This is a genomic window from Cupriavidus sp. FW305-27, from assembly GCF_058787995.1.
This window is the reverse complement of record NZ_JBYTAG010000005.1, coordinates 125,185-150,657: the sequence shown is the minus strand read 5'-3', so window position 1 is coordinate 150,657 and position 25,473 is coordinate 125,185. Positions and strand designations below refer to the sequence as shown.

Genomic DNA, 25,473 nt, shown 5'->3' with positions numbered 1-25,473 from the left:
CCCCGGCGCAGGCGGGGGCGGGCGGCGGCGTGCCATGACATGGCATGTTGGCGGCCCACGTGAGAGCACCAAGCCTTCCAAGCCAGGGTGATGCAGCGCGGTGCACGGTCCGAAGGAGCAGTTCAATCAGGCCGATCGACTCACCTGATCGGTTGCCCGATGGCAAGGAGGTTGCCCTCGCTGTCTCTGAACCAGGCACCTTTCTCGCCCAGGCCACCCTTGGACGGGTAGTTCCCCTGGACCTCGGCGATCCCGTTGATGGTCTTGAGGCCGGGAAGATCGTATTCTTCGAACACGACTCCCAGCTGCCGCAGCTCGCTAACGGTTGCCTGGATGTCATCGACCTCCCAGGCCATTTGTGTGTGATTGCCAGAGGCCGAGCCAGCCGACTCGAAAAGTACGAAGTAGCTGTTGCCGCACTTGTAGCGCAGGCCGCCGGGCCGTTCCTCAACTGGCTCAAGACCGAGCTTGCTCGAGTAGAAGGATCTCGCTCGCGCGAGGTCTTGCGCAGGAATCCTGGCCGCGACGTCACTGTTCTGAAGCATGGGAAACCCTCCTGGTCAAGGCTGGACCTGTGACTAGCTTAGGCGTGGGACGGGCGCTAGAGAAAGGGGTAGCAGCATGACGGTACTGGTTTTGGGATTGCTCATTTTTCTGGGTTCGCACTCGGTACGCATGGTTGCCGACCCATGGCGCACCGCGCAGATTGCCAGGCTCGGCCCCCGTCGCTGGAAAGGCTTGTACACCCTGGTTTCGATTGCCGGCCTGGCGCTGGTTGTCTGGGGCTACGGCCTGGCCAGCGCGGATCCTGTGATGGCCTGGACGGCGCCGGTGTGGGGGCGGCACGTTGCCGCATTGCTCACGATCCCGGCCTTTGTGCTGATTGCGGCGGCCTATGTGCCTCGCAACCGCATCAAGGCTGCGCTTGGCCATCCGATGCTGGCAGGCGTGCAGGCCTGGGCCCTGGGGCACCTTCTTGCCAACGGAACACTCGCGGCAGTGGTGCTGTTTGGCGCGTTCCTGGCGTGGGCGGTGGCGGACTTCGTGTCAGCGCGCCGGCGGGACCGGGAAGCAGGAACCAGCTACCCGGCCGGGACACCTGCGCGCGATGCGATGGTGGCGGTCGTCGGGCTGGCAGGCTGGGTGCTGTTCGGATTCGTGCTTCACGAATGGATGACTGGCGTGCGGGCGTTCGGATAGGCGAAGAATCTGGTCGTCAGCAGGACAGGTCGGGCAGCGCCTCATCCCGGCAGCGCAAAGGGATTAAACCCGGTCCGTTGATAGCCCTCCGCCGTCACAGCATCGTCCAGCGCCAGGGAGGCAAGGTCATCGGCCACGGCCTCGGCCTGCGGGTCGCGTTCCAGTGAGATCACCTTCAGGTAACCGTGGCACACCCCGCAGCTTTCGGCGCGCACCGTAGCTTCGGCGGTGTCGAAGCTGAGGTAGTCAAGCTCCGAGGCTTCGCCGCAGTTGGTGCATTTCGCCCGCACCATGTGCCACTGGCTCTCGCAGAGCGCGCAATGCAGATAGCGCATGCCCTGGCGGTCGCCGATCAGGATCAGGCTTGCCACGGGGGCAGTGCCGCAGACCGGGCAGGATGCGTGCTCGGCCGGGCCGCTGTCGGGCACGGGCGCCGCCCGCGCGGCGCTGGCACATTGCAGCGAGAGCGCAGCCCAGAGGAAGGGCGCGATTGCTGCCGGCACCGCATCAAAGCGGCCCTCGGTCAGCGCCTGGGCGGCGCCAAGGCGCGCATCCGCAGGGAGGGCGCGCAGCGCCGCAAGATGCGGGGCGACCGGGGCGGGAACATCGTGCGCGAGCCGCTCGATCAACCGATCAAGCAGGGCGCCCCAATGCCCCTCCTGCGGGATGGCCCTGGCGTCTGCCGGGGCGGACACATCGGCCTCGGCCACAAGCGATGCCTGCACCTCGGCCACGCGGGCGGCCAGGCGCAGGTAATCGGCAAGGTCGTGCCCTTCGGCCAGCGCGCGCAGGCGTGCGGCGCGGCGGCTGTAAAGACCGGCAAGGTCTGGCTGGATCAGCGGCGTGAAATGCCGGGAGGCCTCGTCCGATAGCAGTGTTCCCGGCGTGGCCTGATGCTGGTTCATGCCTCGTTCCCCTTCGCTTGCGCCGCTTTCGACTCCTTTGCCTGCAACTCGCCATACCAGCGGTCATGGTGCTGCCTGGCCCAGGCGCGCGAGACGTAGCCCGTCACCATGCCGGTGATCGAGCCGCGGACCCAGATCGCCAGATAGATGTGGCCCACGATCAGCAGGATCAGGCCGATCCCCGCGACGGAATGGGCCAGGATCGCCAGGCGGAGCACGGGAATCGGGAAATACTCGGCGAAATAGGCGCGCCACATGATCAGGCCGGAGACCAGCAGGGCCAGGATCGAAGCCATAATGAGCCAGAACAGCACCTTCTGGCCGGCGTTGTACTTGCCGATCTGCAGCGGTTCGCCACCATGCTGGTTCAGCAGCACTTCCCTGGCGCGGCGGAACCAGATCGCGTCGGTGCGCGCGGGCATGTTGTGGCCGACAAAGCGCCAGAACATGTAGCACAGCCCCGCGAACACCGCGATGCCCAGGAACGGGTGGAGCAGCCGTGCCATCTGCGGCGTGCCAAGGAAGCCGCTCAGCCAGCTCACCGTCGGGAAGAACCACGAGATTCCCGAAACCGCCGCAAGGAAGAAGCAGAGCACGATCGCCCAGTGACACAGCCGCTCGGCGAATTTCGTGCGCAGGATCCTGTCGTTGTTGGTCGCCATTTCCGGTCTCCGCTTATGCTGCGCCGTCAGTCGGGGCGTCGTGTTCGTCTGATTCGGTGATGTTGGGGCCGACCGCCATGAAATGCGCCGCCATGCCCACGACCGCCGCCGCGCCGACGAAGCCGGCTACGGGTTTCAGGCCATCCTTCCAGCCGGAGACCACCGAGCTGATCTCCGGGTCCTTCGGCAAGCCCGCGTAACGCTTCGGGTCGTCGGCATGTTGCAGCACATACATCACGTGGGTGCCGCCGACCCCCGCCGGGTCATACAGGCCGGCCCTGGCATAGCCGCGCTCATTCAACTCGGCCACGCGCTCGCCGGCAAGGGATTGCATCTCTGCCTTCGAGCCAAAGGCGATGGCGCCGGTCGGGCAGGTCTTGACGCAGGCAGGCTCCTGCCCGACCGAGACGCGGTCCGAGCACAGCGTGCACTTGTAGGCCTTGTTGTCCAGCTTGGAAATACGCGGCACGTCGAAGGGGCAGCCCGCGACGCAATAGCCGCAGCCGATGCACAGGTCGGACTGGAAGTCGACGATGCCGTTGGCGTACTGGACGATGGCGCCCGGCGCCGGGCAGGCTTTCAGGCAGCCGGGATCCTCGCAATGCATGCAGCCGTCCTTGCGGATCAGCCATTCCAGCTTGCCCGCCTGGTCCTCATGCTCGGTGAAGCGCATCAGGGTCCAGGTGTTGGGCGACAGGTCGCGCGGATTGTCGTAGACGCCGACATTCTCCTGCACGTCGCCGCGCAGGTCGTTCCATTCGTTGCAGGCGACCTGGCACGCCTTGCAGCCGATGCAGATCGACACGTCGATCAGCTTGGCCACTTCCATCTGATGGTCGCGGATACGAGGGGCGGGTGTCAGCTCCGACGAGGCCGAGCTACGGATGATGTTCTGCGAGTTCATGTTTGCGCTCCCGCCACTTTTTCAATGTTTACAAGGAATGCCTTGAATTCCGGCGTTTGCGAATTGGCGTCGCCGACACCGGGCGCAAGCGTGTTGGCGAGATAGCCCTTGCGGGTCGCCCCCTCGAAGCCCCAATGGCAGGGGATGCCGATCTGATCGACCGCCTGCCCGGCCACCCGGAGCGTGCGCATGCGCTTGGTCACCACGGCCTTGGCAGTGATATGGCCGCGCTTGGTCGTGATCTTCACTGTGTCGCCATGCGCGATGCCCTTGTCCGCGGCCAGCTTTTCGCCGATCTCGACGAATTGCTCGGGCTGGAGCATGGCGTTCAGGTGCGAGTGCTTGGTCCAGTGGCGGAACAGTTCCGTGATGGAATAGGTCGTGGCGACATAGGGGAACTCGGTGCGGTTGCCCATCCGCTGCGCATCGTTCTGGAAGATGCGGGCGGTCGGGTTGTGCGTGACCTTGTCGTGCAGGGGGTTCTTGGCGATCGGGCTTTCAACCGGCTCGTAATGCTCGGGGAAGGGGCCGTCGGTCATGCCGCCGACGGAGAACAGGCGCCCGACGCCTTCGGGCAGCATGATGAAGGGTCCGACGGGCGTGCCGGGCGCCGCAGTGAGCGGAAAGTCGGGCACGTCAGCGCCCACCCATTTCTCGCCGTTCCAATGCAGGATCTGGCGCTTGGGGTCCCAGGGGTTCCCCATCTCGTCCATCGAGGCGCGGTTGTAGAGGATGCGGCGGTTCGCGGGCCACGACCAGGCCCAGCCCGGCGTGTTGCCCAGGCCGGTGTCGGTGTTGTCGCGCCTGGCCATCTGGTTGCCCGCCTCGGTCCAGGAACCGGCGAAGATCCAGCAGTAGCTTGAGGTGGTGCCGTCGTCGCGCAGTTGGGCGAAAGAATCCAGCAACTGGCCCTTGCGCAGGATCTTCTTGCCGGTCTCGTCGAACACGTCTGCCAGCGCGTAGCCGTTGGCTTCCTTGGCCATTTCCTCGGGATGCGGGCTGTGCGGATCGTGATAGGTCGCCTCGTCCCAGGTCATGTGCAGCACCTGTTCCGGGCAGGCGCCGCCTTCCTTCTCGTAGAGCCGCCGCAGCTCCATCATGATGCCGCCGAGGATGGCCGGGTCATGACGCGCCTCGCCCGGCGGCTGCTGGCCCGCGTAGTGCCATTGCAGCCAGCGGCCGGAGTTCACGACCGTCCCGTCTTCCTCGGCAAAGCAGCTCGACGGCAGCCGGAAGACCTCGGTCATGATCTCTTCGGTCTTGACGTCGTTGAACTTGCCTTCGTTGCGCCAGAAGTTGGAGGTCTCGGTCACCAGCGGGTCGATGACCACGAGGAACTTCAGTTTCGACAGCGCGGCCGAGGTCTTGTTCTTGTCAGGCATCGCCGCCAGCGGGTTGAACCCCTGGACGACATAGCCGTTGACCTTGCCCTCGTACATCAGGTCGAAATAGGCCAGCATGTCGTAGCTGCGGTCCCATTTCGGCAGCAGGTCGAAGGCCCAGTTGTTTTCCGCAGTGGCATGCTTGCCGAACAGGTTCTTCTGCAATGAGACGAAGAACTTGGGCAGGTTCTTCCAGTAGTTCACCTGATCGGGCAGCACGGCCTTGGGCGTGGCATCGGCCAGGTATTGCTTCAGGGTCTGCTGCCTGTCGGCGGGCAGGTCCATGTAGCCCGGCAGCCGCACCGACAGCAGGCCAAGGTCGGTATAGCCCTGGATGTTGGAATGCCCGCGCAGCGCATTGACGCCGCCGCCGGACATACCGACATTGCCCAGCAGCAGCTGGATCATCGCGGCGCCGCGGATGATCTGCGCGCCACCGGTGTGGTGCGTCCAGCCGAGTGCGTAAAGCCAGGTCAGGGTCTTGTCCTTCGCCGAGCACGAGCCGACGATCTCGGCGATCTGCAGGAAGTCGGCCTTGCGGACGCCGGTGATCTCCTCGACCTTCTCGGGCGTGTAGCGTGACACGTGCTGCTTCAGCAGGCTCAGCACGCAGCGCGGATGGCGCATCGAGGGATCGCGTTTCGCGTTCCCCGCCGCGTCCAGCTCATAGTTCCAGGAGGATTTGTCGTAGACGAGCTTCTGCGGATCGAAGCCCGAGAACAACCCTTCGTCGAAGCCGAAATCCTCGCGTACGATCAGCGACGCGTTGGTGTACGCGCGTACATAGTCGTGCTGGATCTTGTCGTGCTGCAGCAGCCAGTTGACCATGCCCATCAGGAATGCCGTGTCCGACCCCGCCCGGATCGGTGAGAAGATATCGGCAACCGAGGCGGTGCGGTTGAAGCGCGGATCAATGACGATGACCTTGGCCTTGTTCCTGATCTTGGCCTCGATCACCCACTTGAAGCCGACCGGATGGGCCTCGGCCGGGTTGCCGCCCATGACGATGACGACATTGGCGTTCTTGATGTCCACCCAGTGATTCGTCATCGCGCCGCGCCCGAAGGACGGCCCCAGCGCCGAAACCGTTGGCCCGTGGCACAGGCGCGCCTGGCAGTCCAGCGCCAGCATGCCCAGCGATCGGGCAAACTTGAAGTCGAGAACCCCGGTTTCGTTAGATGCCGCCGACGAGGCGAGCATGCCCGAACTGAGCCAGCGGTTGACCAGCTGGCCCTTGTCGTTGCGCGCGATGAAGTTCTTGTCGCGGTCGTCCTTCAGCAGGCGGGCGATGCGCCTGGTCGCATCGTCCCAACTGATGCGCACCCACTCCTTTGATCCCGGCGCGCGATATTCCGGATACTGCAACCGGTTCTTCGAATGGACGATGTCCAGCAGCCCGGCGCCCTTGGGACAGAGCGAACCACGGCTGACCGGGTGATCGGGATCCCCCTCGATGTGGAAGATGCGGGGCTTCGCGTTCCTGGCGCCGTCACCCAGCGAATACATCAGCAGGCCGCACCCGACCGAGCAATAGGTGCAGTTGTTGCGCGTCTCTTTCGCACGCAGCAGCTTGTAGGGGCGCACGCCGGCAGGCGCCTGCGCCCAGGCAGTACCCAGGCCCAGCGCCGAGGCCGAGACGGCAACAGATCCAAAGCCAAGGATCTTGAGGAACTGCCGACGTCCGATATTGGTGGTGTAGGTCATCGTGGTCTCATCGTCATTTCTTCTTCCGCCCATCCCTGCTGCCAGGGGTGGGGGCGATCGCATTCGAGACCCGCAGCTTCATTTGGGCGCACGTATCCTCGGGGCGTCCGGATCGCGATCGATCACGGAGATGCCCCGTCCGGCACGTCCCTGAGGTGCATGCGCAAGAGGATGACCAACCACAAATGACGTCGCGGCGCCGGTCACGACGCGACGTCATCCGTGCCGGTTTTCCGCGCGCACGGCTCCACGAGCGGAGGAATGCCGCTCAGGTTCGAATGCAGACTAATTTGGATAAGCGATGAGAATGAGCCCGAAACGCCCTGCGGATTGCCCTGCAGATGCGCGGCCCCACCGGGGCACGACGTCGGGACGGGTATCGCTCGCTGAGGAGCGTAGCACGACCGGCCGATTACTCCAAATAGGGGAAAGTCCGGTTCGGCGCGGGCGGCTCATGCCCCAAGGAAGCGTCACGCTTGACTTCCATGCTGGCCGTTTCTACCAATGATATTGAACAGAACGGCAATTGGCCTGTGCCGCTGGCATTCCTGCATGCGGCGAGGGCTTGAAGATCTTTGCACTCCATGGGCTGGCAGAGGCCAGATGAGTGATGACGCAAGAGCTGACATTTCGCGCCCTGCTGTACCGCTACTTCTTCTTCGGCTGGCTGTACCGGGACGCCAGCAAGGGCAACCGCGCTGAACGAGCCCTCGCCTGGCATTTCAACAAGGCGCGCGCGCATTGGCTGCTAACCTACATGCGGCGCTGGCTCTGGTGCGGTGTCTGCTGCTATGGGCTGGGTAGCGTGGTGGAGTTGGTGCTGTCCGCGCCTGCGCTGTCAGCACTCTTCTACGTGCCCGGAGCGCTCTGCGTGCCGGTCAATGTTGTCATCGTGGTGCTCTGGGTCGGCCTGAAGACGCTGCCCGGGCCGCTGTAAGCGGCGACCGGCTGGGCTGGCATCCGGCTGCGACGCCAGGAATGGCGCATGGGCGACCACTTCGCCCCCTCAATCCGCCGTTGCGCCCGACCGTTTCACGACTGTCGCCCACTTCCGAATCTCGCTATCCACAAACTTCCCCGTCTCAACCGGAGTCATCGGCATCGGCTCCGACCCGCGATCCGTAATGAACTTGTGCAGTTCGGGCGATTGCAGTGCCTTCACCGTCTCCGCATTGAGCTGATTGACGATTGCCGGCGGCGTGCCCGCGGGCGCCATCATCACCGCCCATCCAAGCGCTTCGAAACCCGGTACGCCTTCCTCACGCACGGTTGGCACCGACCGCAACTGCGGCACGCGCTTTGACGTTGTTACAGCAAGCGGCACGGCCTTGCTGGTCTGGATCAGCGGCAGGGCGGCGGTCACGGAATCGACCATCAGCGGAATCTGGTTGCCCAGGAAATCCGCCTGCGCGGGGCCGCTGCCCTTGTAGGGAATATGCACGATAAACACGCCGGTCTGCGCTTTGAGCATCTCGGCAGACAGGTGCTGCGTGCCGCCGATGCCAGCGCTGGCATAGCTGTACTTGCCCGGTGCGGCCTTGGCCTTGGCGATCAGGTCGCGCAATGACGTGAAGCCCGATTGTGGCGTAGCCAGGAACACCAGCGGCACCGAGAACACACCCGAGATCGGCGCGAAGTCCTGACGCGGATCGTAATTGGTCTTCTTGTACAGCGTCTGGTTGATGGCCATCGCGCTGCCGCCCATGACGAGCGTGTAGCCGTCTGCCGGGGCTTTCGCGGCCACTTCCATGCCGATGTTGCCGCCGGCGCCGGCGCGGTTTTCCACCACGATTGACTGGCCTAGCTGCTTGCCCAGCCTCTCGGCCAGGGCGCGCGCGAAGATGTCAGTGGCCTGTCCGGGCGGGAACGGCACGATCAGCTTGATGGGGCGGTCCGGATAGGCGGCGTGGGCGGTGCTGGCGACGGCCAGCAGCAGCGCAACAATGTGTTTGCTCGACGGCTTCAACGGAATCTCCTCGAATGATTGTCGGTGTGTGACGAGGCGCCCGGATCCCGGAAGAGGGCAAGGTGACGCGCGCGTCTAATATCGATGTTATGGGTCAAATGCCTGGGCGCGCACCGCGCTTCGCCCGGCCCCAGGATCAACTGTCAAATTTTATTGAACATTTTGTCAATGTGAAGAGGGATTGTATAGCGCATTTATCCAAGCAAGAATGCTAGGCTGACCGCGATGGGGACCTTTCACGCCCGAGGAAGAGCTTCTGCTTCCTTCTGTCGCACCGTCGTCGGCGATGCGCTGAGTCTTCATCGCCGGTACCGACGTTCGGGATTCCGGCACGCGCCATCCTGCGTGCTGCGCTATGTGGCAGCCCTGCCGGCATCGCGTGACGCCAGCCCGACATAAGCTACGATTATTCACAGACGGCTCGTGCCTCGAAACAGCCCATGGAGACCAACAATGCAGACGCCTGATCAATCCCAAGGCATCGATTTCCCGCTTGAGGGCGTGCGCGTACTCGACTTGTCGCGCGTGTTTGCGGGGCCGCTGTGTGGTCAGGTACTGGCCGATTTCGGCGCAGAGGTGGTCAAGGTGGAGCACCCCGGCCGCGGCGACGACACGCGCGACTGGGGCATGCGCATCGGCAAGACCGAGACCACCTACTACAACAGCATGAACCGCAACAAGCGGTCCATCACGCTGGATCTGCAGAGCAAGGAAGGCGTGCAGATTGTCTACGACCTGCTGCCGCAGTTCGACGTGGTCATCCACAATTTCAAGACCGGCGGGGCCGAGAAGCTGGGCCTTGGCTACGAACAGCTCAAGGCGATCAAGCCCGAGCTGATCTACTGCGCGGTTTCCGGCTACAACACCAGCGGCCCCGAGGCCAAGCGTCCCGGCTACGACCTGGTGATCCAGGGTGAGGCCGGCCTCATGGCGCTCAACGGCGAAGCCGACACGCCGCCGCTGAAGTTCGGCGTAGCCGTGGTGGACCTGATGACCGGCATGTATGCCGCGCAGGCGGTGCTGGCTGCCTTGTTCCGCCGCGAGCGCAAGGGCAAGGGCCAGCTGATCGAGATGGCGCTGTACGACTGCGGGCTGATGGTCACCGGCTACTACGGCCTGGACGCCATGCTGCTCGGGCGCGACCCCGCCCGCTATGGCAATGCCCATCCGTCCATCGTGCCCTATGGCATGTTCGAGTCCGCCGATGGCCCGCTGATCATCGCGGTGGGCAACAACAGCCAGTTCGACAAGTTCTGCCGCCAGGTCATCGAGCGTCCGGACATCGTCGAGGACCCGCGCTATGCCACCAATGTGGAGCGCGCCAGAAACCGCGAGACGCTGACCCCGCTGATCACGGGCCTGATCCGCAGCTTTGCGCGCGACCTGCTGCTCGAGCGCATGACCGCCTGCGGCATTCCCTGCGGCAAGGTGGCGGGACTGCACGAGGCTTTGACCAGCGAACGGACCCGCGAGGGCGGTCTGCTGCGCGAGATGCCCCATCCCGTGGCAGGCAGCACGCACGTGTTCGCGCCCCCATATCGTCTGGATGGCCAGCGCCTGCCGATCCGCAACGCGCCGCCCACGCTGGGCGAGGGCACGCGGGCGGTACTGCAGAACCTGCTGCAGATGAGCGATGAGCAGTTGCAGGACCTGCAGGCCCGCGGCGTGCTGACGCTGCCCGAGGCACCGCAGCAAGCCTGAGTATTCGCGCCGCGCGGACGCTCATGGGCGTCCGCGCAGCCCTGCCCGGCAAGGGGGGCTTGGGTTCCCTTGCACTGATTCAAACTGGAACAACATCGTGCGCACTCGAAATTTCACCCGTATGGTCCACTCCCGGCGTCGTGCCATTCTGGCCCTGGCCGCAGTGCCGCTGCTCGCCGGCAGCGCTTTCGCGCAATCCTGGCCCAGCAAGCCGATCAAGCTTGTCGTGCCGTTCCCGCCGGGCGGGCCCACGGATACGGCGTCGCGCATCGTCGGCCAGAAGCTGGCCGAGCGCCTGAAGCAGCCCGTCGTGGTCGAGAACCGCGCCGGTGCATCGGGTTCCATCGCTGCCGCGCAGGTAGCCAAGAGCGCGCCTGACGGCTACACGCTGATGATGCTGGCCACGCCCACGCTGCTGGCGCCGCACCTGTACAAGAAAGCGGGCTACGACACGACCAAGGACTTCACGCCCGTGGCCACGGTCTATGACCTGCCGATCGTGGTGGTGGTCAACCCGACGCTGCTGCCCAACGTGACCGACCTGCCCAAGCTGATCGCACAGGCCAAGGCACAGCCGGGCAAGCTCAACTACACCAGCTCCGGCGCGGGCAGCTTCGGCCACCTGAGCATGGAACTGCTCAAGCAGATGGGCGGCTTCGAGATGCAGCACGTGCCCTACAAGGGCGGCGTGCCCGCCATCAGCGACACCCTCGGTGGCCAGGTCCCGATCATGTACGCCGACCTCGTCGCCGCGCTGCCGCACATCCAGGCGGGCAAGCTGCGCGCCATCGCGGTCGGCTCGCCGCAGCGCGTGAGCATGCTGCCGGACGTCAAGACCATTGCCGAGCAAGGCTTCAAGGGCTACGACGCCGTTTCCTGGGGCGGCCTGCTGGCGCCGCCGGGAACGCCCAAGGAGGTGGTGGACCGCGTGTCGGGCGAGGTCGGCAAGATCCTGGCCGACAAGGATGTACAGGACAAGTTGCTGAAGGCCGGCGCCATTGCCAACTACCAGGCGCCGGCGCAGATGGGCCAGCGCATCCAGCAGGACTATTCCAAGTGGGGCAAGGTGATCCGCGAGAAAGGCATCGCGGTCGAGTAAGCGTCTGCAAGCCGGGCACGCTGCAATGGCGTGCCCGGTGCCAGTTGGCGAGGTTGGAGTGGCCTTCGCCGCGGGAAGTGGGTGCCACGGGCTACCAGGAGTCTTCCCCCGACACTTCTCATTTGCTCTTCAATCCGTTTGCCTTCTGCGCGTTCTCCAGGGCTTGCTTGTTGCACGCCAGCCCTATAACTCTCAGTCAGATTCCATATTGGAATTTAAATAATGGCCTCGGTAAAGTGGTGCGCACAAGGTGCAGGACGCCGTTGTCCTGACCAGCACACTGAGGAGACCAGGCCATGCCAGGCAACACCGAGCAGCAAGCGCAGGCAACATCGCACGCCGGCGACAAGCAGAGCGCAGTCCGGCGCTATGAAGTAACGCGCTCGGCGGCGATCTCCATCGAGGTCTACGAGCTGGGTGCCGGCCCGGCCATCGTCTTGCTGCCGTCGCTCGGCCGCGGCGCAACTGACATGCTGGAACTGGCCGAGCCGCTTGCGGCTGCCGGTTATCGCGTGCTCTGCCCGGAGCCGCGCGGCAATGGCCGCAGCGTCGGCCCGCTTGCCGACAAGACGTTGCACGACTGGGCAGGCGATATCGCGGCCGTGATCGAGCATGCCGGCCAGGCGCCGGTCGTGATCGTCGGGCATGCCCATGGCAACTGGATCGCCCGCACCGTGGCCAGCGACCGGCCCGACCTGGTGCGCGCGCTGGTCCTGCTGGCCGGCTCGGCGGGCAAGGTGCCGAAGGACGTCGATGCCGTGCCGATTCCGCCGGAGGTACGCGCCCAGATCGAGCGCTGCGGCGATACCAGCCTGCCGGACGCGGTGCGCCTGGAAAGCCTGCGCGCCGTATTCTTCGCGCCGTGCAATGATCCTGCACCGTGGCTGCAAGGCTGGAACACGGAGCTGATGACGATGCAGACGCTGGCTCAGAAGCGCACACCGGTCGATGACTTCTTCGCTGGCGGCAACGTGCCGATCCTGAATGTGCAGGCTGAGTACGATGTGATTGCACCGCAGCGCTATGCCAATGTGCTGCGTGACTACCTGGGTGAGCGCGTGACCAACCTCACCATCCGCGATGCCGCGCATGCCTTGCTGCCGGAGCGGCTGGACGAGGTTGTGGCGGCGATCATCGACTATGTGGCTGCGCTGTCTCCGGCGCGAAGCACGGTGGCTTGAAGGCGGCATGACGGTGCCGAGATGCGGCTTAGTAGCCGATCGGTTCGCTCATCACTTCGCTCACGACCCGCATGACCAGATCGCTGGGCGCCTGCTCACGCCAGATTGCATAGAGCTGGATGTGGCCAGCGGTCTGGCCGATCTCGCGGAACACCACGCCTGGCAGCCCGGCGCGGGCGTAGGAACGCGGCACCAGCGCCACGCCCAGGCCGAGCTTGACCATCTGGAAAGTGGTCAGCGGATTGCGCGCCGTATGCGCAATGACGGGACTGAAGCCGGCATGCAGGCATGAGGCGATCATGCCGTCGAACAGCGCCGGCGCGTGCTCACGCGAGAATGCCACCAGCGGCACGCCCTCGAGGTCGCGGAGCGCCAGCGCCGGCCTTGCGGCGAGTTCGTGGCCCTCGGGCACGACGATAGTGAAATACTCGGTGAAGATCGGCGTCTTGCCGAGGCCGCTGCGCGTCGGGATCGAATGCACGATGCCGATATCGAGCTTGCCCTGCATCACGGCATGCGCCTGGTCGGCCGAGCCCATGTCGGTCACGGCGATATGCAGTCCGGGAAAACGCTCTGCCATGCGCGTCAGGATGGTAGGCAGCACATGGAAGATGCCTGACGTCACCATGCCGATCTGCAGTGTGCCGATGTCGCCGGCCGCCGTGCGCCGCGCGGTGGTCACGGCTACGCGCACCTGTTCGAGCACGGCGCGGCAGTCTGCCTGGAAGGCACGGCCCGCGTCGGTCAGGCGGACTTCCCGGCGATTGCGCACCAACAGCTCCACGCCCATCTCGTCTTCCAGTGCCTTGATTTGCTGGGAGAGCGGTGGCTGCGACATGTGCAGCCGCACCGCCGCCTTGCTGAAGTTCAACTCATCCGCGACGGTCACGAAATAGAGCAGTTGCCGGAGTTCCATGGTGCTGATTTCCTTGCGGGACAAGGTACTAGGATAGCCGCAACCAACCCGGGGTAGCGCGCTGCCGTGTCATATGCCAGCCCTATAACTCATGGTGCGAAACAGTATTGGACGGTCTGCCGGCCCGTCCCTACAGTGGCCTGCATAGCGCGGCGGCATGCGGACGAAAGGATCCGGAAGCCTTTGGAGACCGCGCAAAAACCAAGGAGACAGCCATGAACAGGACAGGCAGAACAGGGCGGCGTGCGGCGCTGGGTGGGATCGGCGCGATCGCGATGATGGCCATGATGGTCGGATCGCAGCCGGCGGCGTTCGCGAGCGAGGCGTATCCCAATCGCCCGATCAAGATGATCATCCCTTACACCCCGGGCGGCTCGATCGATACAGTCGGGCGCCTGGTGGCTGCACAGCTGCAGCGTCAGCTTGGGCAAGCGATCGTTATCGAGAACCGACCGGGCGCGTCGGGCATGATCGGGTCCGAAGCGGTGGCGAAGGCATCGGCTGACGGCTATACGCTGCTCTTCAATGCCTCCAGCCAGGTCTACCTGCCGCTGGTCGCGAAGAACGCCCCTTACGACGCCATCAGGGATTTCACCCCGATCGCACAGGTGGGGCATGTGCCGCTGATCGTCGTCGCCAACACCAGCCTCCCCACCAGCTCGCTGCGCGACCTGGTCAAGCTGGCGAAAGCCAAGCCGCGGACCTACACCTGGGCCACCTCCGGGCTAGGCACCACCAGCCACCTGGCCGAGGAGATGATCCTCCACGCCTTCAAGCTGGAGATGGATATCGTGTCCTACAAGGGCGCCGTGCCGCAGTTGAACGACGTGATGGGCGGTCACGTGTCGGCGGCGGTGTCGCCGATGCCAGGCGCATATCCGTTCGTCAAGGCGGGGCGGCTGAAGGTGCTGGCGGTCACCAGCAGCAAGCGTATTCCGCAGCTTCCCGGCGTGCCGACCGTTGCCGAGAGTGGCCTGCCCGGGTTCGAGCTGCTGTCGTGGTACGGGCTCTGGGGTCCCGCCAACCTGCCTGCGGAGATCACCCGCAAGCTGTCGCAGGAGGTCAACAAGGCCGTGCGCGAAGCCAGTCTTAAGACGCGCTTCGACGAACTGGCCTTTGAAACCGTGCAGTCCACGCCTGAACAGTTCAAGGTGGTGATCAAGGATGAGATCGACAAGGTCGCGGGCATCGTCAAGGCAGCCAGCATCCGTATCGATTGAGCGAAGGGCAGGGACAAGGACAAGCAAGCATGCATCAACAAACGCAATCGATGGCCATCACCCGGGAGCTCGCCGGATGGATCGCCGGCATCCGCAACGCCGACCTGCCGGACGCGGTCCGGCAGGCGGTCGCCGGACTCTCGCTGGATACGTTCGGCGCCGGCCTGACCGGGCATGACGAGCCCTGGTCGCAGGCTATCCGTGGCTGGGCCGACGATGGTTACCTCGCTCCGTGCGATGGCGGGGCACGCGCATGGGGCCGGCGAGGCAGGACGTACCGCGCCGCCGATGCCGCGCTGGTCAATGGCGCCGCTGCACACGCCTACGAGCTGGACGACTTCCATAATGCAAAGGTCCACTTGGGCGCGGTCGTATTGCCGGCGGTCTTCGCGTTGGCGGAGACGCTCGAGGTGCCGCCCGAGCGGGTCGAAACCGCTATTGCCGTCGGCTACGAAACCATGATCCGCTGCTCACTGGCGCTGCAGCCGGCGCTGGCCAGGATGAAGGGATGGCATATGACCGCCGTGTGCGCGCCACTGGGCGGAGCCGCGGCATCGGCGGTGATGCTGGGGCTCGACGCCGAGCGCACGGCGTGGGCGCTGGGTCTTGCCGGCACCCAGTCGGGCGGACTGTTTGCGTTCGCTTGCGACGGCGCGGATTCGAAGCGCTTCCATCCGGGGCGCGGCGCTCAGGCCGGCGTGATGGCTGCCGAACTGGCGGCGCGCGGCCTGACCGGCCCGACGCAGTTGTTCGAGACCGGGGACGGCGGCTGGCTCAAGGCGTTCTCGGAGTCGCCCAAACCGGAAAGGCTGCTGGCAGGGTTGGGCAGCGACTGGCACATGCCCCGGACCAACTTCAAGCCCTATGCTTGCTGCGGCAGTGCCCATGCGCATGTCGATGGTGCGCTGCGGCTGCGTGCCGACTGGGCGGGGCAGGGGCCGATTCGCGTCGGCATGCCGGCCGTTGTCGATGTGCAATGCGGCTACCGCTATGCGCCGGGCAGTGTGCTGAACGCGCAGATGAGCGCCCGTTACGCGCTGGCGGTGGCGCTGCTGGATGGCGAGGTGCTGCCGGCGCAGTTCGGGCAGGCCCGCCTGGCGGATCCGAAGATCATCGCGCTGGCCAACGCGATCGAGATCGTACGCGACCCCGAACTCGACGCGCTGTATCCGGCCAGCTTCTGTGGCTGGGTGGAGCTGATGTCGAAGAACGGTGAGCCGCTGCGTGCGTACCAGGCCAACCCGTCGGGTTCCGCGGAGAATTCGGCGCGCATGGCAGCCATCCGGGACAAGTTCCGCGCCTTGACGGCGGACGTGCTTGCGCCCGCGCAGGTTGAGGTGCTGATCGACGCATTTGGCAAGCTGGCGACGACGCCGGTGCGCCACATCCTCGCCGCCGCCGAATCCGTCGCCTGAAGCCGGAATGCCGGCGACCAGAATAGCTTTCATCAAACCAACAATGAAGCGGAGACAGCCCGGCCGACCCAGTCGCATCGCGCCCCATCGGTGCCCTGGCCTGCGTTCCGCTTCCGACCATCGACACGGAGCGCAAGCGAATGGAACGCCTCAAGCCACTGAAACCCGAAGAACTGACGCCCGAGCAGCAGGAAGTCCACGCGGCCATTGCCGCCGGTCCGCGCGGGCAGGTTCGCGGGCCGCTTGCGATGTGGCTGCACCGCCCGGGCCTGGCCAACCGCGCGCAGGCGCTGGGCCAGTACTGCCGCTATGACTCGTCGTTGCCGCCGCGGCTGTCGGAGCTGGCCATCCTGGTGATGGCCCGCATCTGGATGTCCGAATTCGAATGGTGGGCACACAAGCCCATCGCGCTGAAGGCAGGTGTGGCCGAAGACGTGGTCGAGGCGATCCGCACCGGCCGTGAGCCGGCCTTCGTCAAGGAGGATGAGCGCGTGATCCATGAGTTCCTGACTGTGCTGCACGCCACGCGCAATGTGCCGGACCAACTGTACCAGCGCGCGATGGCGGTGCTGGGCAAGGACCAGGTGGTGGACCTCGTTGGACTGGCGGGCTACTACACGCTGATCTCGATGACGATCAACGCTTTTGGTGTCATGCCCCCGGCCGGCAGCGCGCCGGAGCTGGTGCGCGCCTGAATTCCGTTCAAACCGTTACCCCGAAACACAAAAGGATTCCGTATGTCAGGCCGTCTCGAAGGAAAGGTTGTCATCGTTACCGGCGCGGGTTGCGTCGGCCCCGGTTGGGGCAATGGCCGCGCCGTTGCGGTGCGCTTTGCACAGGAAGGCGCAAAGATCTTTGCCGTCGACAAAAGCGCTGACGCGATGCGTGAAACGCTGGAGCGGCTGGACGCCGCGGGTGCAGAGTTTGACTCGCACCTGTGCGACGTGACCGACACCGCCGCGGTCAAGGCCATGGTCGATGCCTGCGTGGCGCGCTTCGGGCGCGTGGATGTGCTGGTCAACAACGTCGGCGGCTCGGCCAGGGGTGGCCCGGTGCAGCTTAGCGAAGAAGACTGGGACCGCCAGCTCAACTTCAACCTGAAGAGTGTCTTCCTGACCTGCAAGCACGTGCTGCCGCACATGGAGCGGCAGGGCGGCGGCGCCATCGTCAATACCGCGTCGACTTCGGGCATGCGCTGGACCGGTTCGGCCCAGGTCGGCTACGCCTCGGCCAAGGCGGCAATCATTCAACTCTCGCGCGTGGTCGCGGTCGAGTACGCCAGGAAGAACATTCGCGTCAACACGGTGATCCCCGGCCAGATGCATACGCCCATGGTGGAGGCGCGCCTTGCCGGGCAACGTGCGGGCGGTGATGTCGACTCACTGCTGGCCCAGCGCCAGGCACGTATTCCGCTCGGGTTCATGGGCGATGGCCGCGATACCGCCAATGCGGCGCTGTTCCTGGCATCCGACGAGGCGCGCTTCGTCACCGGCACGGAGATCGTGGTCGACGGTGGCATGAGCGTACGCTGCGACTGATCAGCATCCGGTGCCGGACGACCGTTCGCCGCTGGGATGGCTGCAAGCTGCGGCTGGCAATGACTCATTGCTGCGTGCCGTGTTGTCGGTTACCCCGTCCCGTCGCCACGGTTAACCCTCTTTTCGGATCCTCTGGGCTGAACCATGACCATGCACACTTTCCTTGCGCCGGCCGAGCCGGTGCGCTATCCGGATGCGCGCGTCCAGGCACTGAGCCCGCGCTTCGAGAAATACCACCTGCCCCTTGCCGCGATCGACCGCATTGCCACCGGCTGCCGCTGGAGCGAAGGCCCGGTCTGGTTCGGTGATGGCCGCTACCTGCTGTGGAGCGACGTCCCGAACGACCGGATCCTGCGCTGGGATGAGGAGACCGGTAACACCAGCATGTTCCGTAGCCCGTCAAACCATGCCAATGGCAATACCCGCGACCGCCAGGGAAGGCTGGTGACCTGTGAACATGTCGGCCGGCGTGTCACGCGCACCGAGTATGACGGCAGCATCACCGTGCTGGCGGACCGCTATGACGGCAAGCCGCTGAATTCGCCCAATGACGTGGTGGTGAAATCGGACGACTCGATCTGGTTCACCGATCCGCCGTTCGGTATCGCCGGCTACTACCAGGGCGAGAAGGCAACTTCGGAACTGCCGGAGCGCATTTACCGCATCGATCCGGCCAGCGGCCGCCTTGACATCGTCGCCGATGACGTCAGCGGGCCCAATGGCCTGGCATTCTCGCCTGACGAGGAATTGCTGTATGTGATCGAGTCGCGCACCCGGCCTCGCCGCATCCGCGCTTTTCAGGTCAGTGAAGGCGGCGAGGCGCTGGGCAACAGCCGAGTACTGGTTGACGCCGGGCCCGGCACCCCGGATGGCTTCCGTGTCGATATTGATGGCAACCTGTGGTGCGGCTGGGGCATGGGCACGCCCGAACTCGACGGCGTGCGCATCTTTGCCCCGGACGGCGAACCCATCGGCCATATCAGCCTGCCAGAGCGCTGTGCCAACCTGTGTTTCGGGGGGCGCCATCGCAATCGGCTGTTCATGGCGTCCTGTACGTCGATCTATACGCTTTATGTCAATACGCAAGGCGCGGCCGGCGGCTGACGGCAAGCACCCATTGAAGCGCCTCAGGCCTGAGTAATGTGCTCGCCGGACCCAGGTCCGTCGTCGGTTTGCAGTCCTGATTTCCCGGGGGCTGGCGGTCTGGGACTGGTTTGGGGATACGGTTGGCCCTGCAGAGTTTGTGGGCTCTGCAGGGCCTCCTTTTTTGCCGCGCGGGATGGCGCCCTATGAATTCCATACAGTGGAATTGTGGGGGTGTGGAATCGCCCGCCTGGGCCTAAGCTGTCTCCAACAAAGAAACGCGCCCGGTGCACGCAGTGTGATGCCGCGGCGTTCCGACTCGTTCCAGGAGACAAAGCATGCATCCGTTCTGCACCGGATTGTTCCGCCGGCTTGCCAAGGCAGCCATTCCGTTCCTCATGGCCGCGACAGCGCCTTTGCCGGCGCTCGCAGCCTTTCCCGACAAGCCGATCCGCATGGTGGTGCCGTTCGCCCCCGGCGGCGGCACGGACCTGGTGGCGCGTGCCATGGGCATTACCATGGGCGAGGACCTTGGCCAGCCCGTCATCGTCGATAACAAGCCGGGCGGCAGCACCATTATCGGCACCGATGCGGTGGCCAAGAGCGCACCAGACGGCTACACGCTGGTGATGGCGACGCTGGCCCACGCGGTCAACCCGAGCCTGCACAAGAAACTGCCGTTCGATACGGAGAAGGCGTTCGCGCCGGTCATGCTGGTGGGCCGCTCGCCCAACGTGCTGGTGGTGAAGCCGGACAGCCCCATCAAGACCGTGCAGGACCTGATCGCGGCCGCCAAGGCCAAGCCGGGCAAGCTCAACTACGCCTCGCAGGGCGCGGGCACTTCGGCGCACCTGGCCGGCGAGCTGTTCAAGAACATGGCCAGGGTCGACTTGAACCACATTCCTTATCGCGGCGCCGGCCCGGCGATCACGGACCTGCTCGGCGGGCAGGTCGATGTGATGTTCGCCACGGCAGCCGCAGTCGCGCCGCACCTGGAGAGCGGCAAGCTTCGGGCGGTGGCGGTCACGACCGCACAGCGCTCGCAGGCGCCGGCGCTGAGCAAGGTGCCAACGATCGCGGAAAGCGGCGTGCCCAATTATGTGGCGGATAGCTGGTATGGCCTGTTCGTACCGGCCGGCACGCCGCCGGCGGTGATCACGCGGCTGAACGCCGCGGCGAAGAAGGCCGTGCACACCGACGCGTTCCGCAAGCGCGCCGAACAGGAGGGGCTTGCCATCAGTGGCGGCACACCAGATGAGTTCGGCCGCTACGTCAAGGCCGAGAGCCAGCGCTGGAGCAAGGTCATCAAGGACGCCAATATCACGGCCGACTGAGCGCGGCACTCGTAAAAAAACAGATCGCACACATAGCACCGGACAGGACCATGGACAACTATTCCCTGATTGAACTGAAGATCGAATCGGGCATCGCGCTGCTCACCTTTAACCGCCCCGACAAGCGCAATGCCATGAGCGACGACATGCGCTCGGAATTCATCGACGCGCTGGAGCGCGTGGCGGCGGACAAGGCCATTCGTGCCCTGGTGCTCACCGGGAACGGCAAGGGCTTCTGCGCCGGCGGCGACGTGGCCGGCATGCAGCGCCGCATGGAGGCGCCCATCGGCGAGGTGGGCTTCAATGGCTGGAGCCGCCAGCAGCGGGTCCACTACACCGTGAAGCTGCTCCACACCATGCCCAAGCCCACCATCGCCGCGGTCAACGGTGCCGCGGCCGGGCTGGGTGCCGATACCGCGCTGTGCTGCGATTTCGTGCTGGCGTCCGAAGCGGCGTCGTTCTCCTGGTCCTATATCAACCGGGGCCTGATCCCGGACGGTGGCGGCATGTATTTCCTGCCGCGCCGCGTAGGGCTGCCGGCAGCGAAGGAACTGGTCTTCACGGGCCGCAAGGTCGAGGCGCAGGAGGCCGCGGCCCTCGGCATCGCGGACCGCCTGAGCAAGCCCGAAGCGCTGATCGACGATGCGCTGAGCTGGGCGGCGCAACTGAGCCAGGGCTCGGCTACCGCGATCGCGCTGGGCAAGAGCATCATGAACCAGTCCTTCGAACTGCCCGCCGACCAGGTCTTCGCCCAGGGCAGCCAGGCGCAGGGCATCTGCTACACCAGCACCGAGCATCGCGACTCCGTGCTGGCTTTCCTGAACAAGACCGCCAGCAAGGCCTGACCACATGAATGCCATCCAAAGACTTGTCACGCCGCGCAGCGTTGCCGTGATTGGCGCATCCGCCGACCCCGCAAAGACTGCAGGCCGCCCGGTTTCCTACCTGCGCAAGCATGGGTTCAGCGGGGCGATCTACCCGGTCAACCCCAAGGTCGAGTCGATCGACGGGCTGCCTTGCTATCCGGACATTGCCTCGCTGCCCGAAGTGCCGGACGTCGGCATCGTGCTGCTGGGCGCCGAGCGTGCGCACCTGGCCGTGCGCGACCTGGCGGCGCGCGGCGCCGGCGCGGCCATCGTGCTGGCGAGCGGCTATACCGAGACCGGCGCCGAGGGCGCGCGGCGCCAGGCTGAGCTGATCGAGGCGGCCGGCAGCATGCGCCTGCTGGGGCCCAATACCATCGGCCTGGTCAACCTGACCGACAACATCCCGCTGTCGGCCAGCGGCGCGCTGGAGATGGACCAGTTCCCGGCCGGCAGCATTGGCGTGGTGTCGCAAAGCGGCGGCATCCTCGGTGCCTTGCTGTCGCGCGCCGCGGCACGCGGCATCGGCCTGTCCAAGCTGGTTTCGACCAGCAATGAAGTCGACCTGGATCTGGCCGACTTTATCGATTACCTGGCCGATGACGAGGCCACCCGCGTGATCGCGCTGTATGTCGAGAGCGTGCGCAACCCGGAGACGTTCCGCCGCGCGGCGCTGAAGGCGGCGCGCGCCGGCAAGCCGGTGGTGGCGTTCAAGATCGGCCGCTCCGAGAGTGGTGCGCGCGCCGCGGTGTCACATACCGGCGCGTTGGCCGGTACGGATCGCATGTATGACGCGCTCTTTGAGCAGGTCGGCGTGATTCGCGCGCAGACCTTCTCGGACCTGCTCGACATGCCCGCCGCCCTGGCTACCGGGCGCAAACTGACTGGCAATCGCGTTGCGATCCTGACCTCGACCGGCGGCGCCGGCACGCTGGTCTCCGACAGCCTGGGCGTGGCCGGCTTCGAGACCCCGGCCCCTGACGAAGCGACCGCGGCGAAGCTGCGCGCGCTGCAGAAGGGCGACCACGCGGCGCTCGACCGCAACCCGATCGACGTAACCCTGGCCGGGCTGCAGCCCGACCTGCTCCGCGCAGCGATCCGCATCCTGCTCGACAGCCCGAGCTACGACGCGGTCGCAGTCATCGTGGGCTCGTCCAGCCTGGCCATGCCAGACCTGATGGCCAATGCCATTCGCGACTGCCTGCCCCATAGCGACAAACCGGTGATTGCGTACGTGAGCCCGCATGCGCCGGAAGTCGCATCGCTGCTCAATCGCCGTGGCGTGCCGGCGTTTTCCGCGCCGGAGGCTTGCACGGTGGCGATCGACGCGATGCTGCGTGCCGGCAAGCTCGGCGCGGTCGACGAAGCGGGCACTCCCACGCTGCCGTTGCCCGATCTCACCTCCTATGGCACCGGCTCGCTCGACGAAGCCGCGGCCAAGACCTTGTTCGCCGGTTTCGGCGTACCGGTTGCGAAGGAGGTTGTGGTTGACGATGGCGCCGAGGCGATGGCGGCGGCGCAAGCCTTCAGCGGCAATGTCGTGCTGAAGATCCTGTCGGCCGAGATCACCCACAAGAGCGATGTCGGCGGCGTGGCCGTCAATGTCCCGCCTGCGGAGGTGGGAAGCCGGCTGGCAAGAATGGCAAGCGACATGCAGTCGGCCACGGGTATCGCGCCCCAACGCTTCCTGGTGCAGGAAATGGTCAAGGCCGGCGTCGAAGTGATCCTCGGTATGCACCGCGACGCGCTGGGCACCGCGATCCTGCTCGGCATGGGCGGCGTGACCGCGGAGCTGTTCGGCGATACCACGCTGCGGCTGCTGCCTGGCGAGCGCGGATTGAGCCGCGACGCCGCGCTGGCGATGATCGGGCGCCTGAAGACGGCCCCGCTGCTGCAGGGCTTCCGGGGCCGGCCGAAGGCGGATGTGGAAGCCCTGGCCGACGCGATCGTCGCCTTCTCGCGCATGGTCGCCACGCTTGGCGACCGGCTGGTCGAGGCGGAGATGAATCCCGTGTTCGTGCTGCCCGAAGGGCAGGGTGTGATGGCCGCCGATGGCGTGGCGGTGCTGGCCGGCAACGACAAGCCCTGACGAGACCCTGGCATGTGCAACGTGCGCGACGGTGTGTTGGTGACTTCGGTCGATGGGTGCGAGATCATCTGGCGAAGCTTTGGCGACGGCCCGGCGAGCGTGCTGTTGCATGGCGGCCATGGCAGCTGGCAGCACTGGACGCGCAATATCGGGCCGTTGTCCCGGAACCGCCGGCTGCTGGTGCCAGACATGCCGGGCTTTGGCGATTCCGGTGCGGCGCCGCGCGCCGATCTGCCTGGAGTCGTCGAGATCCTGGCCCGCTCGCTGGCCCAGCTATCACCTGGCCGTGTCGACCTGGTGGGCTTTTCCTTCGGCGCGCTGGTGGCGGCGCACCTTGCGACCCATGCGGGCCTTGGCGATATCGATGTCGGTCGCCTGGCGTTGCTCGGGCCGGCCGGCCATGGCGGTCCGCGCCGCATGACGCGGGCGCTGGTCGACTGGCGCCGCTGCCACGATCCGCACGCGCTTGCCGCGGCGATGCGCGACAATCTGGCGGCATTCATGATCGCCGATCCGGCCGCCATCGACAGCGAAACCGTGGCCATCCACACGCGTGCCTGTCGCGCGACCCGCTTCCATAGCAAATCGATCTCGCGCGCAGGCGGATTGCAGCAGGCGCTGGCGCGCTTTCCCGGCCCGGTATTGATGATCTGGGGCGAAGCGGACGTGACCATGTCGCCCGAATCGATTGCCGGGATCGCCCGCGGCTCGCGGCATGCATCAGCCGACGCGCCCGAAGTCAGTGTCAGCGTGGTGCCGGGCGCCGGCCATTGGGTCCAGTATGAGGCCCACCAACAAGTCAACCGGCTGCTGCAGGCATGGCTGCAGCAGCTCCCCGACACGCCGGCGCAGGCCGGCTGAGGAGAACCTATCTTGAACGCAACCGAGGCCTTTGGGCCTTTCTTCAGCACCATCAAGGCAGGACCGCTGCCAGCCGAGGTGATGCATCATGCGAAGCGCGCGCTGGTCGACTGGCATGCGGCGCTGTTCCCGGGCATCGGCACCGATGCGGTCCAGCGCCTGCAGCGCGTGCTGGAAGAGGAGCTTGGCCGCGGCAACGCCACCCTGCCAATGGGGCAACGCGCCACGGCGCGCGCCGCGGCGCTGCTCAATGGCGCTGCCGCCCACGCTGCCGAGATCGACGACAGTTTCCGTGATGCCATGTATCACCCCGGCGCCGCCACCATTGCCGCCGCCATTGCTGCGGCACAGGACGCGGGCGCCAGCGGCGAGACGCTGCTCAAGGGCATCGTCGTCGGCTATGAGGTTTCAACGCGCATCGGCGTCGTGCTGGGCCGGGCGCACTATCGCTTCTGGCACAGCACCGCGACTGTCGGCACGTTTGGCGCGGCGGCCGCCGCGGCGTTTATCCATGGGGCGAGCGAGGAGCAGCTTGCCCACGCGCTGGCGACCGCGGCGACCTTCGCCGCCGGACTGCAGCAGGCGTTCCGCATGGACTCGATGTCCAAGCCGCTGCACGCAGGCCGCGCAGCGGAGGGCGGATTGCTGGCCGCCCGCGCCGCCATTGCCGGCATCACCGGTTCGCTCGATGTGCTCGACGGTGAGACCGGCATGGGGCGAGCGATGTCGGACGGCCCTGACTGGAACGGGCTGGCATCGACGCTTGGGAAAGACTTCCATATTTGCCGGCTGACCTTCAAGAACCACATTGGCTGCGGCCATACCTTTGCGGCAATCGACGGCGCGCTGGCGCTGAAAGCGAAGCTGGGCATCGACACCGCCCAGATCCGTCGCATTCGCGTCGCCACGTATCGCCCGGCGCTGGATATCGCCTGCTATCTCGACCCCAGGAGCGAGAACGAAGCCAAGTTCAGCCTCAAGTTCATCGTCGCCGCCGCCCTGGTGCATGGCAGCGTGCGCTTGTCGGCCTACACGCCGGAACGGTTGTGGGACAGCGAGACGCGCCGGCTGATGGACTGCATGACTGTCGAGGTCGACCCTGAAATCGACGGCTGGTTTCCTGGCAAGCGCGCGGCAAGGATTGAGATCGAAACCCTGGACGGGGCCACGGCAGACTACTTGCAGCCAAATCGCAAGGGCGATCCGGAGGACCCGCTGTCCGACGCTGACCTCGGCGGCAAGCTGATCGAACTGGCAGCGCCGGTGATAGGCGCCGATGGCGCGCGCCGGCTGGCGCAGAAGATCTGGCACTTCGAGACGGAGCCGGTGGTCAGCCTGTTTGGCTGAGCAGCGGCGCTCCGGCGCCAACGCGGTCACCAGCATGACGAACACAAGCGGTGTAGGACAAGGAGATCGGCATCGAGTAGCATTGCCTGCGGCGGGTGCAACC

General features: G+C 65.7%; 22 protein-coding genes. 15 read left to right on the top strand and 7 right to left on the bottom strand.

The genetic code is table 11. From position 1 onward, the window contains the following. Positions 1 to 140: 140 nt before the first annotated feature. A complete protein-coding gene (locus tag AC3WRI_RS04005) occupies positions 141 to 545 on the bottom strand; it encodes a VOC family protein (RefSeq protein ID WP_010809259.1) in 405 nt (134 codons plus the stop codon). Between the two features lie 76 nt (positions 546 to 621). On the opposite strand from AC3WRI_RS04005, the gene AC3WRI_RS04000 reads away from it, so the two are divergent. Beyond that, entirely contained in the window at positions 622 to 1,200 is a 579-nt protein-coding gene (locus AC3WRI_RS04000; RefSeq protein WP_037025411.1) for an NnrU family protein, read from the top strand. A gap of 41 nt (positions 1,201 to 1,241) precedes the next feature. Here the strand turns inward: AC3WRI_RS04000 and fdhE are convergent, their stop codons facing one another. From fdhE to fdnG, 4 genes are read right to left on the bottom strand one after another with little or no spacing between them, the layout of a single operon-like run. Then, positions 1,242 to 2,105, bottom strand: a complete 864-nt coding sequence (gene fdhE, locus AC3WRI_RS03995) for a formate dehydrogenase accessory protein FdhE (protein WP_492292624.1) — start codon at positions 2,103 to 2,105, stop codon at positions 1,242 to 1,244. Next, on the bottom strand, positions 2,102 to 2,767 hold the full coding sequence (locus tag AC3WRI_RS03990; RefSeq protein ID WP_010809262.1) for a formate dehydrogenase subunit gamma: 666 nt from the start codon (positions 2,765 to 2,767) through the stop codon (positions 2,102 to 2,104). The genes fdhE and AC3WRI_RS03990 overlap by 4 nt, the downstream gene beginning before the upstream one ends. Before the next feature lie 13 nt (positions 2,768 to 2,780). Further along, positions 2,781 to 3,671, bottom strand: coding sequence for a formate dehydrogenase subunit beta (gene fdxH / locus AC3WRI_RS03985; RefSeq protein ID WP_010809263.1), 891 nt, complete (start codon positions 3,669 to 3,671; stop codon positions 2,781 to 2,783). Further along, positions 3,668 to 6,757 (bottom strand): formate dehydrogenase-N subunit alpha, encoded by a 3,090-nt coding sequence (fdnG, locus tag AC3WRI_RS03980; protein ID WP_010809264.1) that lies wholly within the window; start codon positions 6,755 to 6,757, stop codon positions 3,668 to 3,670. The genes fdxH and fdnG overlap by 4 nt, the downstream gene beginning before the upstream one ends. A gap of 610 nt (positions 6,758 to 7,367) precedes the next feature. On the opposite strand from fdnG, the gene AC3WRI_RS03975 reads away from it, so the two are divergent. Further along, entirely contained in the window at positions 7,368 to 7,694 is a 327-nt protein-coding gene (locus AC3WRI_RS03975) for a hypothetical protein (RefSeq protein WP_010809265.1), read from the top strand. Positions 7,695 to 7,763: 69 nt separating this feature from the next. On the opposite strand, the gene AC3WRI_RS03970 is transcribed toward AC3WRI_RS03975, so the two are convergent. Beyond that, positions 7,764 to 8,723: a Bug family tripartite tricarboxylate transporter substrate binding protein gene (locus AC3WRI_RS03970; protein WP_011617248.1), complete on the bottom strand. Its 960-nt coding sequence runs from the start codon at positions 8,721 to 8,723 to the stop codon at positions 7,764 to 7,766. Positions 8,724 to 9,176: 453 nt separating this feature from the next. Here AC3WRI_RS03970 and AC3WRI_RS03965 point away from each other — a divergent pair, with 453 nt between their 5' ends. The 3 genes from AC3WRI_RS03965 (at position 9,177) to AC3WRI_RS03955 (ending at position 12,704) form a co-directional block, all read left to right on the top strand. After that, positions 9,177 to 10,424 (top strand): CaiB/BaiF CoA transferase family protein, encoded by a 1,248-nt coding sequence (locus tag AC3WRI_RS03965; RefSeq protein WP_010809267.1) that lies wholly within the window; start codon positions 9,177 to 9,179, stop codon positions 10,422 to 10,424. A gap of 121 nt (positions 10,425 to 10,545) precedes the next feature. Next, complete coding sequence (locus tag AC3WRI_RS03960; protein ID WP_041688106.1) at positions 10,546 to 11,523, top strand: Bug family tripartite tricarboxylate transporter substrate binding protein; 978 nt, start codon at positions 10,546 to 10,548, stop codon at positions 11,521 to 11,523. 296 nt (positions 11,524 to 11,819) lie between these two features. Next, positions 11,820 to 12,704 carry an alpha/beta fold hydrolase gene (locus AC3WRI_RS03955; protein WP_010809269.1) on the top strand — a complete coding sequence of 295 codons (885 nt, stop codon included), beginning with the start codon at positions 11,820 to 11,822 and terminating at the stop codon, positions 12,702 to 12,704. 28 nt (positions 12,705 to 12,732) lie between these two features. Here the strand turns inward: AC3WRI_RS03955 and AC3WRI_RS03950 are convergent, their stop codons facing one another. After that, positions 12,733 to 13,620 (bottom strand): LysR family transcriptional regulator, encoded by an 888-nt coding sequence (locus AC3WRI_RS03950; RefSeq protein WP_010809270.1) that lies wholly within the window; start codon positions 13,618 to 13,620, stop codon positions 12,733 to 12,735. Between the two features lie 215 nt (positions 13,621 to 13,835). Here AC3WRI_RS03950 and AC3WRI_RS03945 point away from each other — a divergent pair, with 215 nt between their 5' ends. From AC3WRI_RS03945 to AC3WRI_RS03900, 10 genes are all read left to right on the top strand, one after another. After that, on the top strand, positions 13,836 to 14,840 hold the full coding sequence (locus AC3WRI_RS03945) for a Bug family tripartite tricarboxylate transporter substrate binding protein (RefSeq protein WP_492292623.1): 1,005 nt from the start codon (positions 13,836 to 13,838) through the stop codon (positions 14,838 to 14,840). 29 nt (positions 14,841 to 14,869) lie between these two features. Further along, complete coding sequence (locus tag AC3WRI_RS03940; protein ID WP_492292621.1) at positions 14,870 to 16,255, top strand: MmgE/PrpD family protein; 1,386 nt, start codon at positions 14,870 to 14,872, stop codon at positions 16,253 to 16,255. 140 nt (positions 16,256 to 16,395) lie between these two features. After that, positions 16,396 to 16,950 carry a carboxymuconolactone decarboxylase family protein gene (locus tag AC3WRI_RS03935; protein WP_010809273.1) on the top strand — a complete coding sequence of 185 codons (555 nt, stop codon included), beginning with the start codon at positions 16,396 to 16,398 and terminating at the stop codon, positions 16,948 to 16,950. A gap of 42 nt (positions 16,951 to 16,992) precedes the next feature. Then, positions 16,993 to 17,793, top strand: coding sequence for an SDR family NAD(P)-dependent oxidoreductase (locus AC3WRI_RS03930; protein WP_010809274.1), 801 nt, complete (start codon positions 16,993 to 16,995; stop codon positions 17,791 to 17,793). 144 nt (positions 17,794 to 17,937) lie between these two features. Continuing rightward, the gene (locus tag AC3WRI_RS03925; protein ID WP_010809275.1) at positions 17,938 to 18,897 is read left to right on the top strand and encodes an SMP-30/gluconolactonase/LRE family protein; all 960 of its coding nucleotides are present in this window, start codon (positions 17,938 to 17,940) and stop codon (positions 18,895 to 18,897) included. A gap of 317 nt (positions 18,898 to 19,214) precedes the next feature. After that, positions 19,215 to 20,210 (top strand): tripartite tricarboxylate transporter substrate binding protein, encoded by a 996-nt coding sequence (locus AC3WRI_RS03920; protein ID WP_011617244.1) that lies wholly within the window; start codon positions 19,215 to 19,217, stop codon positions 20,208 to 20,210. A 50-nt stretch (positions 20,211 to 20,260) separates the two neighbouring features. Then, positions 20,261 to 21,055, top strand: coding sequence for an enoyl-CoA hydratase/isomerase family protein (locus AC3WRI_RS03915; protein ID WP_011617243.1), 795 nt, complete (start codon positions 20,261 to 20,263; stop codon positions 21,053 to 21,055). 4 nt (positions 21,056 to 21,059) lie between these two features. After that, a complete protein-coding gene (locus AC3WRI_RS03910; RefSeq protein ID WP_492292619.1) occupies positions 21,060 to 23,162 on the top strand; it encodes an acetate--CoA ligase family protein in 2,103 nt (700 codons plus the stop codon). Positions 23,163 to 23,174: 12 nt separating this feature from the next. Next, positions 23,175 to 24,023: an alpha/beta fold hydrolase gene (locus tag AC3WRI_RS03905; protein ID WP_011617241.1), complete on the top strand. Its 849-nt coding sequence runs from the start codon at positions 23,175 to 23,177 to the stop codon at positions 24,021 to 24,023. Positions 24,024 to 24,035: 12 nt separating this feature from the next. Beyond that, positions 24,036 to 25,370, top strand: a complete 1,335-nt coding sequence (locus tag AC3WRI_RS03900; protein WP_011617240.1) for an MmgE/PrpD family protein — start codon at positions 24,036 to 24,038, stop codon at positions 25,368 to 25,370. Positions 25,371 to 25,473: the final 103 nt, after the last annotated feature.